General features: G+C 73.7%; 11 protein-coding genes. 8 read left to right on the top strand and 3 right to left on the bottom strand.

Annotated features, from left to right (window positions below):
- Positions 1–13: 13 nt before the first annotated feature.
- The 3 genes from ACOBQU_RS07685 to ACOBQU_RS07675 form a co-directional block, all read right to left on the bottom strand.
- The gene (locus ACOBQU_RS07685) at positions 14–424 is read right to left on the bottom strand and encodes a RidA family protein (RefSeq protein ID WP_423625189.1); all 411 of its coding nucleotides are present in this window, start codon (positions 422–424) and stop codon (positions 14–16) included.
- Between the two features lie 51 nt (positions 425–475).
- Positions 476–2,083, bottom strand: a complete 1,608-nt coding sequence (locus ACOBQU_RS07680; RefSeq protein ID WP_423625187.1) for an alpha/beta hydrolase — start codon at positions 2,081–2,083, stop codon at positions 476–478.
- Positions 2,084–2,227: 144 nt separating this feature from the next.
- Entirely contained in the window at positions 2,228–3,274 is a 1,047-nt protein-coding gene (locus tag ACOBQU_RS07675) for an Rv2578c family radical SAM protein (protein WP_423625186.1), read from the bottom strand.
- A gap of 157 nt (positions 3,275–3,431) precedes the next feature.
- Between ACOBQU_RS07675 and ACOBQU_RS07670 the strand changes: the two genes are divergently transcribed.
- The 8 genes from ACOBQU_RS07670 to ACOBQU_RS07635 all read left to right on the top strand — a co-directional run bounded on the left by ACOBQU_RS07670 (position 3,432) and on the right by ACOBQU_RS07635 (position 15,455).
- On the top strand, positions 3,432–3,875 hold the full coding sequence (locus tag ACOBQU_RS07670) for an SRPBCC family protein (protein WP_423625184.1): 444 nt from the start codon (positions 3,432–3,434) through the stop codon (positions 3,873–3,875).
- 321 nt (positions 3,876–4,196) lie between these two features.
- Complete coding sequence (locus ACOBQU_RS07665; RefSeq protein ID WP_423625183.1) at positions 4,197–6,617, top strand: MFS transporter; 2,421 nt, start codon at positions 4,197–4,199, stop codon at positions 6,615–6,617.
- Between the two features lie 176 nt (positions 6,618–6,793).
- The gene (locus ACOBQU_RS07660; RefSeq protein WP_423625181.1) at positions 6,794–9,253 is read left to right on the top strand and encodes a SpoIIE family protein phosphatase; all 2,460 of its coding nucleotides are present in this window, start codon (positions 6,794–6,796) and stop codon (positions 9,251–9,253) included.
- A 201-nt stretch (positions 9,254–9,454) separates the two neighbouring features.
- Positions 9,455–10,177, top strand: coding sequence for a class I SAM-dependent methyltransferase (locus tag ACOBQU_RS07655; protein ID WP_423625180.1), 723 nt, complete (start codon positions 9,455–9,457; stop codon positions 10,175–10,177).
- Positions 10,178–10,301: 124 nt separating this feature from the next.
- Positions 10,302–11,135, top strand: a complete 834-nt coding sequence (locus ACOBQU_RS07650; protein WP_423625178.1) for a M55 family metallopeptidase — start codon at positions 10,302–10,304, stop codon at positions 11,133–11,135.
- Positions 11,128–12,453 carry a M20/M25/M40 family metallo-hydrolase gene (locus tag ACOBQU_RS07645; protein ID WP_423625176.1) on the top strand — a complete coding sequence of 442 codons (1,326 nt, stop codon included), beginning with the start codon at positions 11,128–11,130 and terminating at the stop codon, positions 12,451–12,453. Before ACOBQU_RS07650 ends, ACOBQU_RS07645 begins: the two co-directional genes overlap by 8 nt.
- A gap of 15 nt (positions 12,454–12,468) precedes the next feature.
- Entirely contained in the window at positions 12,469–14,505 is a 2,037-nt protein-coding gene (locus tag ACOBQU_RS07640) for an LpqB family beta-propeller domain-containing protein (RefSeq protein ID WP_423625174.1), read from the top strand.
- Positions 14,502–15,455, top strand: a complete 954-nt coding sequence (locus ACOBQU_RS07635; protein ID WP_423625172.1) for a S66 peptidase family protein — start codon at positions 14,502–14,504, stop codon at positions 15,453–15,455. Before ACOBQU_RS07640 ends, ACOBQU_RS07635 begins: the two co-directional genes overlap by 4 nt.
- Positions 15,456–15,458: the final 3 nt, after the last annotated feature.

The raw sequence follows: 15,458 nt of genomic DNA, 5'->3' as shown, positions 1-15,458 counted from the left end.
TGCGGGGCCCGGGCTAGGCCGCGGGCTCCTCCGGCACCATCGCCAGCGCCTCTATCTCCATCAGGAACGCCGGGTCGACGAGCCCCGCCACCCGCACCGCCGAGGACGCCGGGAGGCGGGCCGGGTCCAGGAAGGCTTCCCGTGCGGCGCGCACCGCGGGCATGTGCGCCATGTCCGTCACGAAGTACGTCAGCTTGATCACGTCGTCGAACGTGGCGCCCGCGGCGGCCAGGCAGCGCCGCAGGTTCTCGAAGACCTGCCGGGCCTGGGCCGCGGCGTCGCCCTCGCCGACCAGCTTGCCCTCCTCGTCGAGGGCGAGCTGGCCGGAGACGGCGACCAGGCGGCCCGTGCCGGTCACGACGTGGGTGTACGCCGTCGCCGGGGCGACGCCGTCGGGAGCGGGGATGTGCGTCAGTCGGCTCATGATCCCCATGGTGGACCATGGGTCTGACAACGCCCCGGCCGGGCCGCCGGATCAGCCGCGGAAGCCGATGATCCCGTGCAGCTCCCCGCCGGGTGACGCGGCGCCCCTGGCGGTGGCGCGCCCCGGCTTCGGGTCCGGGAGCGCCCGGCAGACCGCGTCGACCTCGCCGCCGCTGTGCGGCACCTTGCCGTTGGTCAGATACGCCGCCAAGTGCCGGTCGAGGCAGGCGTTCCCGCTCAGTGTGACGCCGTGGTTGCCGCCGCCCAGCTCCACCACCAGGCTCGAACCGCGCAGCTTGCGGTGGAGGGTGGCCGCGCCTTCGTAGGGCGTGGCCGCGTCGTCGGTGGCCTGGAGGAGCAGCACCGGCGGCACCGAGCGGTTGGTGACCTCCGGGGGGCTCAGCGGTTTGGTCGGCCAGAACGCGCACGGCGCGTTGTACCAGGCGTTGTTCCAGGTGAGGAAGGGCGCCTTGGCGTGCACCCGGTCGTGGTCGTGGCGCCACCGGCTCCAGTCGCGCGGCCAGCCCGCGTCCCGGCACTGCACCGCGGAGTAGACCGAGTAGCCGTTCTCACCCGCGGCGTCCACGGCGCCGAGGTCCTCGTACGCGTCCACGAGCGGGTCCGGGTCCTTGCGGTTCACGTACGCGGCGAACGCCTTGGCGAGGACCGGCCAGTAGCCGTTGAAGTAGCCGCCGCTGAGGTAGGTGTCCTCCAGTTCGGCCGAGCCCACCTCGCGGCCCGCGGGCTTGCGGGCGAGCGCGGCGTGCATCGCGTACCACTTGGCCTCGACCCTCGCCGGGTCCCTGCCGAGCTTGTACGTCGTGTGGTGCCTGGCCACCCAGGCGAGGAACGCCTTGTGGCGGGCGTCGAAGGCGAAGTCCTGGGCGAGGTTGGCCTCGTACCAGACCTTCGTCGGGTCGACCACGGAGTCGAGGGCCATGCGGCGCACGCGGTCCGGGTACAGCTTCGCGTAGACGGCGCCCAGGTACGTCCCGTACGAGTAGCCGAAGTAGTTGATCTTCCTGGCGCCGAGCGCGGTCCGGATGGCGTCCAGGTCCTTGGCGGCGCTGACCGTGTCGATGAACGGCAGCAGGTCCGCGTACTTCTTGGCGCAGGCCGTGGCGAACGCCCGCGCGCGGGTGAGGTTCGCCCGCTCCAGGGCGGGGGTCTTCGGTACGGAGGCGGGGCGCACCGGCGCGGCGTGCCCGGGGCGGCAGGTGAGGGCGGGCTCGCTCCTGCCGACGCCGCGCGGGTCGAAGCCCACGACGTCGTACCGCGCGGCCACCTTCTTCGGCAGCGACTTGGCGACGAACCCGGCCAGGGTGAGGCCGCTGCCGCCGGGGCCGCCGGGGTTGACCAGGAGCGGGCCCTGGTACGTCCGCGCGGTGTGGGGGACGCGGGACAGGGCGAGCGCGATCTGCCGCCCGTGCCGGTGGTCGTGGTCCAGCGGCACCTTCAGGGTGGCGCATTCGAGCTTCGGATAGGCCTGCGTCGGGCACTTCCGCCAGGTGAGCGGCCGTGTGGTGAGGGGCTGTGTGGTGCGGGACTTCGCGGTGTGCGGCACGGCCGTTTCGCCCGCGCCCGCGGCGGACGGCACCGCCGTGACGAGACCGGCGGTCAGGGCCGCGACGCCGCACAGACAGACGGCGCGTGTTCTCATCGGGCCTCCCAGGACGGAGGGTTCGGGGCCGTGCGGCCCACGGCCCCCGCGGCATCGTCCCGGAAACCCCTCCCGGAAGGGGTCGTTCAGGCAAGGGATGACCCGAAGGGGGCACGCCCCGCCGCGAGGGGGACGGGCCCGCGCTCACAGCAGTGTGAGCTGTGTGCCGCCCGGTGTCCTCTCGGTCTCCTGGGGCGCCGCCTCGGGGGCGGGGAGGCGACGGGCCGCGCCCGCGCGCGTGGGGCCGATGCCGAACCCCTCGGCCAGCTCGTGCACATGGCGGGTGATCCGGCGCTGGTACCACTTCGGGGCGTAGGCCCCCTCTACGTAGAGCCGCTCGAAGCGCCGCACCAGATGCGGGTGGTGGCGCCCCAGCCACTCCATGAACCACTCGCGCGCTCCGGGGCGCAGGTGCAGCACCAGGGGGGTCACCGACGTCGCCCCGGCGGCCGCGATCGCCCGCACCGTGGCCCGCAGCTGGTCCGGGTGGTCGCCGAGGAACGGGATCACCGGCGCCATCAGGACGCCGCAGCCGATGCCGTGCTCGCTCAGGGTGCGGACGACGTCCAGGCGGCGCTCCGGAGCGGGCGTGCCCGGCTCCACGGTGCGCCACAGCGCCTCGTCGAGGAAGCCGACGGAGACGGAGATGCCCACGTCGGTGACGGCGGCGGCCTCGCGCAGCAGGTCGAGGTCGCGCAGGATGAGCGTCCCCTTGGTGAGGATCGAGAACGGGTTCGCGTGGTCGCGCAGGGCCGCGATGATGCCCGGCATCAGCCGGTAGCGGCCCTCGGCGCGCTGGTAGCAGTCGACGTTCGTGCCCATGGCGATGTGGTCGCCGTGCCAGCGGGGCGAGGCGAGCTGGCGGCGCAGGACGTCGGGCGCGTTGACCTTCACGACGATCTGGCTGTCGAAGCCGAGGCCGGTGTCCAGGTCCAGATAGCTGTGGGTCTTGCGCGCGAAGCAGTACACGCACGCGTGCGTGCAGCCCCGGTAGGGGTTGACCGTCCACTCGAAGGGCATGCGGGACGCCCCGGGGACCCGGTTCACGATCGTCCTGGCGCGGATCTCGTGGAAGGTGATCCCGCGGAACTCCGGAGTGTCGACGGTCCGTGTGGTCACCGCGTCCGCGCCGAACAGGGCGGCGTCCACGGAGCCGCGCCGTGGCCCGTCGGACAGGTTCTCCCAGCGCATGGCGCCTCCTGGGTATCAGTGACCAGCATGAACCACAGAATAGAACACATGTTCCCTTGATCGTGCGAGCGGGACCCGGACCCGATTTGGGGCCCCGGTGTGCGGGGTGGTTGGCTGACGTCGACCCCCCGAGACACCAACTGCTGGAGGAAGTGCAATGGCGCAGGTCGAGGCGACCACGGAGCGGATCATCGCGGCGCGGCCGGAGGACGTCTTCGATGCCCTGGCCGACTACAGCGGCACGCGCGCGAAGATCCTTTCGGAGCACTACAGCGAGTACGAGGTGCGCGAGGGCGGCGACGGCGAGGGCACCCTCGTCCACTGGAAGCTCCAGGCCACCAGCAAGCGCGTCCGCGACTGCCTGCTGGAGGTGACCGAGCCCACCGACGGCGAACTCGTCGAGAAGGACCGCAACTCGTCCATGGTCACCACCTGGCGCGTGACCCCGGCGGGCGAGGGGCAGGCCCGCGTGGTCGTCTCCACCGTGTGGAACGGCGCGGGCGGCATCGGCGGCTTCTTCGAGAAGACCTTCGCGCCCAAGGGCCTCGCCCGGATCTACGACCAGGTCCTCGGCAAGCTCGCCGCCGAAGTGGAGAAGTAGCCCCGAGCGGTACGGCGGGCCCCGCCCCCGGAACGGCTCCGCTCCCCACGGGAGTTGGCCCGGCCCGCCCCCGCGGACCGGCCCGGTGCGCGCCGGTCCGCGCCGCCGGGTCGGTCGGCCAACTCCCGTATCAGCCCCAGGGGTTACCGCCGACCTCACCGTTTCGAGTGGTTTCCGGCATGGCCCCGGTCGTGCGCCGTAGCGCTCCCACCGGCCGATATGCGCGCCGGTGCACTCCCCTGGGGCAACTCGTCGTACTTGCCCGCAGTTGTCGCGTAATGCGAGAAAAGGGCGGCGCAGGCGCGACGAGGGGAGCAGCAAGTGGGCGGGACGACGCTGGCGATGAGCGCCGAACACGGCGAACGGGCCCTCCAGGGGCCCCGGACGGCCGGACCGGACCAGGAGTCGCCGCCCCCGCCGGAAGCCGCGGAGAAGGCCGCACACGGCCTCAGCCCCGCCCGGGTCCGGATGGTGTTCCTCGGGCTGATGCTGGCCCTGCTCCTCGCCGCGCTGGAGCAGATGATCGTCGCCACCGCGCTGCCCCGCATCGTGGGCGAGCTGCACGGCCTGGACCGGATGTCCTGGGCCATCACCGCGTATCTGCTCACGTCCACCGTGGGCCTGCCGATCTACGGCAAGCTCGGCGACCTCTACGGACGCAAGGGCGTGTTCCAGTTCGCGATCGTCGTCTTCGTGATCGGCTCCGCGCTCGCGGGCGCCGCGCGCACCATGGACCAGCTCATCGCCTTCCGCGCCGTCCAGGGCGTGGGGGCGGGCGGCCTGATGATCGGCGTCCAGGCGATCATCGCCGACATCGTGCCGCCCCGCGCGCGAGGCCGCTACATGGGCATGATCGGCGCCGCCTTCGGCCTCGCCTCCGTAGCGGGCCCCCTGCTCGGCGGCTTCTTCACCGACCACGTCTCCTGGCGCTGGTGCTTCTACATCAACGTGCCCTTCGGACTGGTCACCCTGCTCGTCGTCGCGGCCGTCCTGAAGCTCCCCAAGCCCGCCACCCGGGGCAGGCTCGACGTCCTCGGGGCGCTGCTGCTGACCGCCGCCTCCACCTGCCTGGTGCTGCTGACCAGTTGGGGCGGCACCGAGTACGCCTGGGACTCCCGCGTCATCCTGGGGCTCGCCGCCGGAGCGGTCGCCGCGACCGTCCTGTTCCTCGTCGCCGAGCGCCACGCCGCCGAACCGGTCATCCCCCTGCGCCTGTTCCGTGACTCCGTGTTCAACATCACCGGCCTGGTGGGCCTCGTCGTGGGGGTCGCCCTCTTCGGAGCGGCCAGCTACCTGCCGACGTACCTGCAGATGGTGGACGGCGCGAGCGCCACGGAGTCCGGCCTGCTGATGCTGCCCATGATGGGCGGCGTCGTCGGCGCCTCGATCCTCGCCGGACAGCTCATCAGCCACACCGGGCACTACCGGATCTACCCGATCCTCGGCGGCGCCCTCTCCGCCGTCGGCATGTACCTGCTCTCCCGCCTGGAGGCCGACACCCCACGGCTGCACTACAGCCTGTGGATGGCCGTCCTCGGCGCCGGGGTCGGCCTGGTGATGCCGGTGCTGATCCTCGCCGTCCAGAACGCCGTGCCACCCGCCGACCTGGGCACCGCCACCAGCGCCAACAACTACTTCCGGCAGATCGGCGGCAGCGTGGGCGCCGCCGTCTTCGGCACTCTGTTCGCCGACCGCCTCACCGACGCGCTCGCCGACCGGCTGCCCACGGGCGCCGGACTGCCGGACCCCGAGTCGATCACCCCCGAGATCGTGCACGCGATGCCCGCCTCCCTGCGGGAGGGCTACATCCAGGCGTACGCCGACGCGATGCCGCGGATCTTCCTCTACCTGGTGCCGGTGCTCGTCCTCGGCCTGCTGTTCGCCTTCTTCCTCAAGGAGACCCCCCTGTTGTCCAGTGCCGCGTCCTCGCACGCCTCCCTCGCCGAGCCCGCAGCCGTACCCGAGGCCCGCTCCCCGTACGTCGCTGGGGTGCCCGTCTGCGGCACCGTGCAGCACCCCGACGGCACCGTCGTGCCCCGCGCCGCCCTCACCCTCATCGACGTCGCGGGCCAGCAGATCGGGCGCGGCGCCAGCGGGGACGACGGGCGCTACGCGCTCGCCACGCCCGGTGCCGGATCGTTCGTGCTGATCGCCGCCGCGGGCGGCCACCAGCCGCAGGCCGTCACCGTCACCGTCGGCGAGCGACCCGTGGAGCTCGACGTGGTGCTCGGCGGCGCCGGACGCCTCGCCGGGACCGTGCGCACCGCCGACGGCACGCCCGTCAGGGACGCCGCCGTGACCCTCACGGACGTGCGCGGCGACGTCGTCGCCACGACCCGCAGCGGACGCGAGGGCTCCTACGTGATCACGGAGCTGGTGGCGGGGGAGTACACGCTCGCCGCGAGCGCCCCCGCGTTTCGTCCCGCCGCCCTCCCGGTCAGCGTCCAGGCCTCCCGGGAGACCCGCCAGGACGTCGAGCTGGCTGGGGGAGCGGTGCTGCGCGGCACGGTGCGGGCCACCGGCGGGCGGCCCGTCGAGGACGCGCGCGTGACGCTCCTGGACGCCGCGGGCAACGTCGTCGACACGCTGACCACCGGCGTCGACGGCACGTTCCGGTTCGTCGACCTGTCGTCCGGCGAGTACACGGTGATCGCCGCGGGCTACCCGCCGGTCGCCACGGTCCTCCAGGTCGCCGGGGGCGGCCGGACGGAGCGGGACCTGCAACTGGGCCACGAGGACTGAGCCGGGACCGGCCCGAAGGGCGGCCCGGGATGGTCCCACGACCCCGCCGTGCGCTCCGGAGGCGCCCCCGTGCGGGGCAATTCTCCCAAGGCGCCGCACGGTAACCCCCCACAGCCGTACGGTTGGTGAGGGGAGACGGTGCAGATCTTGCCGTACCGTGGGAAGGAGCCTTGGCCATGGAGCGTGGGACCCCGGACGGCGAGCCGGTGCCGCGGAGCGGCGTGCCCGGCCGCGTCCCCCTGGCTGTGGTCGTCGTCGACGGCGAAGGCCTCGTCTCCCACTGGAGCGTCGGCGCGCGCCGCCTGTTCGGCCACTCCAAGGACGAGGCCGTGGGCCGCCCCGCGGGCGACCTGCTGCCGGTCTCCGGCGCCCTGCCCCAGGACACCGCCCCCGGCTCCCCGTACGGCGCGTACGACACCCTCGGGCCCGACCTCGGCAGCTCCCTGGACGGCCGCACCTCCTACCCCGCCGCGGGCCGCGCCCGCCTGACCGTGCCGGTGCGCGGCGGACGGCGCGTGGACGTGCTGTGGTGGGCCTACCCGCTGGTCGGCCCCGGGCGCGAGCGGCTGCTCGTGCTCGCCGCGGACGCCGCGCGCCTGACCGCGGCCGACGCTCCGGAGCGCGGCCGGGTCGAGCGCATAGCACCCGCCTTCGCCCTGCACACCGACTTCCCCGGCGCCGACGAACTCGCCGGGCGGCTGCCCGAGATCCTCCCCAGCATGAGCGTCGGCGAAAGCGCCCGCATCGTGGCACAGGTCCTCGAACTGGGCTATCCCGTCCTCGAGTTCAGCCAGCACGACCGCGTGCCCGTCACACCGGACTGGGGCGTGACGCGCCGCGCCGAGCGCCGGGCGCGCCGGGAGCGCGCCGCCGCCGCGGCCACCGGCGGCGCCCCCGCGCAGGGCGCCCCGGACACGGGCGAGGGCAACGAGGACAGTGAGGACGGCGAAGACCTGGAGTACGCGGCGGTGCGCGAGCGCCTCGAATTCCTCAACGAGGTCAGCGCCCGCATCGGCTCCTCACTCGACCTGGCGCGCACCATCCAGGAGGTCAGCAAGGCCGTCGTCCCGCGCTTCACGGACGTGGCGGGCACCTACCTGCGCGAACAGGTCGTCGCGGGCGAGGGCTTCCCCGACGGCGTCCCGGACGAGACCACCCTGTGGCACCGCGTCGCCGTGGAGCACACCGACGAGCCGGGCCGCTGGGACGACGTCGTGCCGGTCGGCGAGTCCATGCCGTTCCCCGCGCACACGCCGTTCTTCCAGTGCATGACCTCCGGAGAGCCCGTCCTCGTACCCCGCATCTCCGAAGAGATGGGCAACGCGATCGCCTCGCAGTTCGAGAAGCGCGACATCCGGCCGCTGATCAACCACCGGTCGATGCTGGTCGTGCCCCTGAAGGCGCGCAACGTGGTGCTCGGGTTCATGATCCTGCTGCGCCACCGGGAGCGGCCCGTCTTCAACGACATGGACCGCGTCACCGGCGCCGAACTGGCCGCCCGCGCGGGCCTCGTGCTCGACAACGCCCGCATGTACACCTACCAGGAGTCGGTCGCCGACACCCTCCAGGACAGCATGCTGCCGCACATCGAGCCCCGCATGTCCGGCTGCGACATCGCGACCCGCTACCTCCCGGGCACCCTGCTCGGCCGGGTCGGCGGTGACTGGTTCGACTCCGTGAAGCTGCCCGGCGCCCGCACGGCCCTGGTCGTCGGGGACGTGATGGGCCACGGCCTGAACTCGGCGGCGATGATGGGCCAGTTGCGCACCGCCGTGCAGACCATGGCCGCCCTCGACCTGCCGCCCGCCCAGCTCCTGAGGAACCTCGACGACCTGGCGCAGCGGCTCGGCGAGCACTACCTGGCGACGTGCCTGTACGCCGTGTACGACCCGATCGCGGGCCATCTGGACCTGGCCAACGCGGGCCACATCCCGCCCGTCCTGGTGCGCGCCGCGGACGGCCGCAGCGAGCTGCTCGACCTGCCGACCGGGGCGCCCATCGGCGTCGGCGGCGTGCCCTTCGAGTCGGTACGGGTGCGGGTCGCGCCCGGCGACCGGCTCCTGATGTGCACCGACGGCCTCGTGGAGGTGCGCGGCGAGGACATCGGCGTGGGCCTCGCCACGCTGGTGGAGTCGGCCGCCCACCCCGCCGCCTCCATGGACGCCGCCTGCGACACCATCATCCGCGCCCTCAACACCCGCGGTGGGCGCAAGGACGACGTGGCCCTGCTGATGGCCCGGCTCAACGGCGTCCCGTCCGCGAACGTCGGGCACTGGCGGCTCGTCGCCGACCCCAGCGAGGTCAGCAGGGCCCGCGACCTGGTGCGGGACCGGCTGCGCGACTGGGGCCTCGACGCCCTGGAGGACACCGCGGCCCTCCTGGCCAGCGAGCTGGTCACCAACGCCGTACGGCACGCCCAGGGCCGACGCATCGGGCTGCGCCTGGTCCACGCGGGACGGCTGCTGTGCGAGGTCGAGGACGACGACGTCGCGCTGCCGTCCCTCCTGAACGCGGGCCCGTCCGACGAGTTCGGGCGCGGCCTGCGCATCGTCACCGGCCTCGCCAAGGAGTGGGGCACCAGCCGCACCAGCACGGGCAAGACCGTGTGGTTCGAGCTGGAGGCACCGCGCCGGTAGCCACGGGGGACGCCGGGGCGTCGGACGGGGTGGTGCGGCGACGTCAGGGCGCACGCCGGGGGAGGCGTCGCGCACGCCCGGGGAACGCGGATCGAAAGCCCCGTGAAGGTGCGCGCACGCGGCTTGTCGCGCGCCCCGGCGAGCGGTAGACCGATCTTGCCGTCGGCTTCGGCGGCGGTCGTCGCACCTGGGGAGCTGGACATGAGTGTCACCGATCGGTACCGGCAGGCGTGGGAGGGCTTCTGGGGCGACGCGCCGCCCGAAGAGGGCGCCGTCTTCTGGGACGCCTCGCCCGCCCTGACCGTCGGCCGCCATCTGACCCTGTTCGAACCCCACTTGGCGGCGCCCGGCCTGCCGCTCCTTGACCTCGGCTGCGGCAACGGCACCCAGACCCGCTTCCTCGCCGACCGCTTCCCGCACGTCCTCGGCGTCGACCTCGCCGAGGCCGCCGTCGAGCACGCGCGGCGCGCCGACCCCGCGGGGCAGGCCGAGTACCGGCAGCTCGACGCGGTGGACAAGGCCGCCACCGACCAGCTCCACGCGGAACTCGGCGATGTGAACGTGTACATGCGCGGCGTCCTGCACCAGTGCGAGCCGGACGACCGGCAGCCGCTGGTCGACGCCATCGCCACGCTCGTCGGCACCCGCGGCAGGGCCTTCGTCGTGGAGCTCGCCGAGGCCGCCGGGCGTCGGCTCAAGGGCCTGGTCGAGGCGGCCGGAGGGCCGCCGCCGAAGCTGGCCCCGGTCTTCGCGCACGGCATCGCGCCGGGCGAGGTCGCCGACGCGGCCGTGCCGGAGCACGTGCGCGCCGCGGGCCTCACCGTCCTCGCCAGCGGAGAACTGCCCCTGCTCACCACCGAGACCACGGCCGACGGCACCCGCATCGAACTGCCGTCGACATGGCTGGTGGTGGGCCGCCCGTGAACCCCGCCTAGGCCGACGGCCGAGCGGCGCCCGCCGCGCCGCTCGGACCGCCAGTGGTCTGGGCCAGTGAGAGTTATCCACAGGCCTGGCACGGGGTCGGCGTGACCGCGTACGGTTTCGAGGCATGAAGATCCTCATCAGCGCCGACATGGAAGGCGCCACGGGTGTGACCTGGCCCGCAGACGTGCTTCCGGGCACGCCGCAGTGGGAGCGGTGCCGCTCGATGTTCACCTCGGACGTGAACGCGGCCGTGCTCGGCTTCTTCGACGGCGGCGCCGACGAGGTGCTCATCAACGAGGCGCACTGGACGATGCGCAATCTGCTGCTGGAGCGGCTCGACGAGCGGGCCGAGATGCTCACCGGCCGCCACAAGTCCCTGTCGATGGTCGAAGGCGTCCAGCACGACGACGTGGACGGCATCGCCTTCATCGGCTACCACGCGGGCGCGGGCATGGAGGGCGTCCTCGCGCACACCTACCTCGCCAACCAGATCACCGGCGTGTGGGTCAACGGCGTGCGCGCCAGCGAGGGCCTGCTGAACTCCCACGTCGTCGCCGAGTTCGGCGTCCCCGTCGTCCTCGTCACCGGCGACGACCTGGCCTGCGAGGACGCCCTGGGGTACGCGCCGGGCGCGCTGAAGGTCGCCGTCAAGGACCACGTGTCGCGGTACGCGGCGGTGTGCCGCACGCCCACCCGCACGGCGACCGACATCCGCGCCGCCGCCAAGCAGGCCGCGGCCCTCGCCGTGCGGCACGAGCCGGTGCTGGGCGGCCCCTTCACGGTGGAGGTCGAGTTCGACGCCGAGCACCTGTCGATGGCGGCGACGGTCGTTCCGGGCGTGCGGCGCGTGGCGGAGCGCAAAGTCGCGTACGTGAGCGACACCATGTACGAGGGCATTCGCACCTTCAAGGCGGTCACCACGATCGCCTCCGCCGCGGTTGAGGAGCAGTATGGCTGACCAGGTCGACCCGCAAGCACTGGACGAGGTCGTCCGGTTCACCTCCGAGCTCATCCGCATCGACACCACCAACCACGGCGACGACACCTGCCGCGAGCGCCCCGCCGCCGAGTACGCGGCGGCGCTGCTCGCCGACACCGGCATCGAGCCCATGCTCCTGGAGCGCACCCCGGGCCGGACGAACGTGGTCGCCCGCATCGAGGGCACCGAGCCGGGCGCCGACGCGCTGCTCGTCCACGGCCACCTGGACGTCGTCCCGGCCGAGGCCGCCGACTGGAGCGTGCACCCCTTCTCCGGAGAGGTCCGCGACGGCGTCGTGTGGGGGCGCGGCGCCATCGACATGAAGAACATGGACGCGATGATCCTGGCGGTCGTCCGCGGCTGGGCGCGCGCGGGCGTCCGCCCGCGGCGGGACATCGTGATCGCGTTCACCGCCGACGAGGAGGCCAGCGCCCGCGACGGCTCCGGCTTCCTCGCCGACGAGCACGCCGACCTCTTCGAGGGCTGCACGGAGGGCATCAGCGAGTCCGGCGCGTTCACCTTCCACGACGGCCGGGGCAACCAGCTCTATCCGATCGCGGCCGGGGAGCGCGGCACCGGCTGGCTCAAGCTCACCGCCCGCGGCACGGCGGGCCACGGCTCCAAGGTGAACAAGGACAACGCGGTCAGCAGGCTCGCCGCCGCCATCCACCGCATCGGGGAGCACCAGTGGCCGCTCCGGCTCACGCCCACGGTGCGCGCCGCCCTGGTGGAGCTGGCCGGGCTCTACGGCCTCCAGGCCGACCCGGACGCGCCCGGCTTCGACGTCGACGCCTTCCTGGAGAAGCTCGGCCCCACCGCGGCCCTGGTCGAGCCCACGGTGCGCAACAGCGCCAACCCGACGATGCTGCGCTCCGGTTACAAGGTCAACGTGATCCCGGGCGAGGCCACCGCCTACGTCGACGGCAGATATCTGCCCGGCGGCGAGGAAGAGTTCCGCACCACCCTTGACCGGCTCACCGGACCGGACGTCGACTGGGAGTTCCACCACAGGGAGGTGGCACTCCAGGCGCCGGTGGACACGCCCACGTTCGCGAAGATGCGCGCGGCCGTGGCCGAGTTCGCCCCGGAAGGCCGTGTCGTGCCGTACTGCATGTCGGGCGGTACGGACGCCAAGCAGTTCTCGCGGCTCGGCATCCTCGGCTACGGCTTCTCACCGCTGAAGACGCCCGAGGGCTTCGACTACCAGGCGCTCTTCCACGGGGTGGACGAGCGCGTTCCGGTCGAGGCACTGCACTTCGGCACCCGGGTACTCGACCGCTATCCGAGGACGGCCTGACGAACGATGGGGGAGATGGACGACATGGCGCAGACCAAGCCGTACGGCTCGTGGCTGTCCCCGATCGACGCCGCGCTCGCCGCGGCGAACGACGGCCACCCCGCGTTCGTCGGCTTCGTGGGGGACGAGGCCTGGTGGACGGAGCCCCGCCCCATGGAGGGCGGTCGGCGCGCCCTGGTGCGGCGCCGCGCGGACGGCGGCGAGCACACGGTGCTGGCCGCCCCGTGGAACGTGCGCAGCCGCGTCATCGAGTACGGCGGCCGCCCCTGGACCGGCGCCGCCCGCCCGGACACGGGGCGCGGACCGCTGCTGGTCTTCGTGAACTTCGCCGACCAGCGCCTGTACGCGTACGAGCCGGACGCCCCCGGGGCCGAGCCGAGACCCCTCACTCCCCTGTCGGGCGTCGGCGGCGGCCTGCGCTGGGCCGATCCGAGCCTGCGGCTGGACCAGGGCGAGGTGTGGTGCGTCCTTGAGGAGTTCACCGGGGACGGGCCGACGGACGTGCGGCGGGTCCTGGCGGCCGTGCCGCTCGACGGGTCGGCCGCCGAGGACCGGGCGCGGGTGCGGGAGCTGTCCGACGGGCGGCACCGCTTCGTCACCGGCCCGCGCCTGTCGCCGGACGGCACGCGGGTGGCGTGGCTCGCCTGGGACCACCCGCGGATGCCCTGGGACGGCACGGAGCTGATGGTCGCCGACGTGCGCGCCGACGGCACCTTCGCGGGCGCGCGCGGCGTCGCGGGCGGCCCCGAGGAGTCGATCCCCCAGGTGGAGTGGGCGCCGGACGGGCGCCTGCTGTTCGCCAGCGACCGCACGGGCTGGTGGAACCTCTACCGCGCCGACCTGGACGCCCCCGAGGGCGCGGTCGGCTCCGTGGTGCCGCTGTGCCTGCGCGAGGAGGAGTTCGCCGGGCCGCTGTGGCAGCTTGGCATGAGCTGGTTCGCGCCGTTGGAGAGCGGGCTGATCGCCGTGGTGCACGGCAGCGGCGCCACCGCGCTCGGCATACTCGACCCGGAGACCGGGGAGGTCGTGGACGCCGCCGGACCGTGGACGGAGTGGTCGGCCACCGTCGCCGTCAGCGGCACCCGCGTCGCCGGGATCGCCGCGAGCCCCCGCAGCGCGTACGAGGTCGTGGAGCTGGACACCCGCACCGGCCGGGCCCGCGTGATCGGCGCCGCGCACGACGACCCCGTGGACCCCACGTACTATCCCGAGCCGCAGATCCGCACGTTCCTCGGCCCGGACGGACGCGAGATCCACGCCCACGTCTACCCGCCGCACCACCCCGGCCACGTCGCGCCCGACGACGAGCTGCCGCCGTACGTGGTGTGGGCGCACGGCGGCCCCACCTCGCGGGCGCCCCTCGTCCTCGACCTGGTGATCGCCTACTTCACCTCCCGGGGCATCGGCGTCGCCGAGGTCAACTACGGCGGCTCCACGGGGTACGGCCGGGAGTACCGCAACAGGCTCCGCGAGCAGTGGGGCATCGTCGACGTCGAGGACTGCGCGGCCGTCGCGCTCGCCCTCGCCGACGAGGGCACGGCCGACCGGGCGCGGCTCGCGATCCGCGGCGGCAGCGCGGGCGGCTGGACGACGGCGGCGTCCCTGACGACCACCGACGTGTACGCGTGCGGGACGATCATCTATCCCGTCCTCGACCTGGTCTCCTGGGGCAGCGGCGAGACCCACGACTTCGAGTCGCGGTACCTGGAGACGCTGATCGGGCCCTTCGACGAGGTGCCGGGCCGCTACGAGGAGCGCTCGCCCACCCGGCACGCCGACCGGATCGCCGTGCCGTTCCTGCTGCTCCAGGGCCTGGACGACGTGATCTGTCCGCCCGCGCAGTGCGAGCGGTTCCTGGAGCACATGGAGGGGGCGAAGGGCACCGGTCGACGCGGGGTGCCGCACGCGTACATCGCCTTCGAGGGCGAGGGCCACGGCTTCCGCCGCGCCGACACCCTGGTCCGCGCCCTCGAAGCGGAACTGTCCCTGTACGCCCAGGTGTTCCGGCTGGACCCAGCGGGCGGCCTGCCGACCCTGGAGCTGACCAAGTGACCGCGCCCCTGCCCACCGCCGCCGCGGCGGTGCCCCTGGCCCGGCCGCCCCGGCTGGTGCCCGGTGCCCGCGTCGCCGTCGTCGCGCCGAGCGGGCCGGTGCCGGAGGACCGGCTCGAAGCGGGCCTGGACATCCTGCGCGGCTGGGACCTGGACCCGGTCGTCGCCCCCCATGTCCTGGACGTCCACCCCCGGTTCGGCTACCTCGCGGGCACCGACGCGGACCGGGCCGCGGACCTGGAGCGGGCCTGGTGCGACCCCGAGGTGACGGCGGTGTTCTGCGCCCGGGGCGGGTACGGGGCGGCACGGATGGTCGAGCTGCTCGACTGGGACGCGATGCGGGCGGCGGGACCCAAGGTGTTCCTGGGGTACAGCGACATCACGACGCTGCACGAGGCGTTCGCGCGGCGCATGGGCCTCGCCACGCTGCACGGCCCGATGGTCGCCGCGGCCGACTTCCTGAAGAACGCCCGGGCCCAGGACCACCTGCGCGCCACGCTGTTCGAGCCGGAGGCCGTCCAGGTCATCGCCTCCGCAGGAGCGGTGCTGCGCGGCGGCCGGGCCCGGGGCGTCACGCTCGGCGGCTGCCTGTCCCTGCTGGCGGCCGACCTCGGCACGCCGGGCGCCCGCCGCTCCGCGCGCGGCGGGCTGCTCCTCCTGGAGGACATCGGCGAGGAGGCGTACCGCCTGGACCGCTATCTCACCCAGCTGTCCCGGGCGGGCTGGCTGGACGGGGTGGCGGCGATCGCGCTCGGCTCCTGGGAGGACTGTGACGCGTACGACGAGCTGCGCCCCCTCTTCCTCGACCGGCTCGGCGGTCTCGGGGTGCCCCTGGTGGAGGAGTTCGGTTTCGGCCACTGCGACGGGGCGCTGACGGTGCCGTTCGGTGTCCCCGCCGAACTGGACGCGGACGCGGGGACGCTGACGCTGGAGGTGCCTGCGCTGGCGTAGCGT

Source organism: Streptomyces sp. G45 (assembly GCF_049542095.1).
In the GTDB taxonomy this organism is placed as follows: domain Bacteria; phylum Actinomycetota; class Actinomycetes; order Streptomycetales; family Streptomycetaceae; genus Streptomyces.
This window is presented reverse-complemented; position numbering and strand designations above follow the sequence as displayed.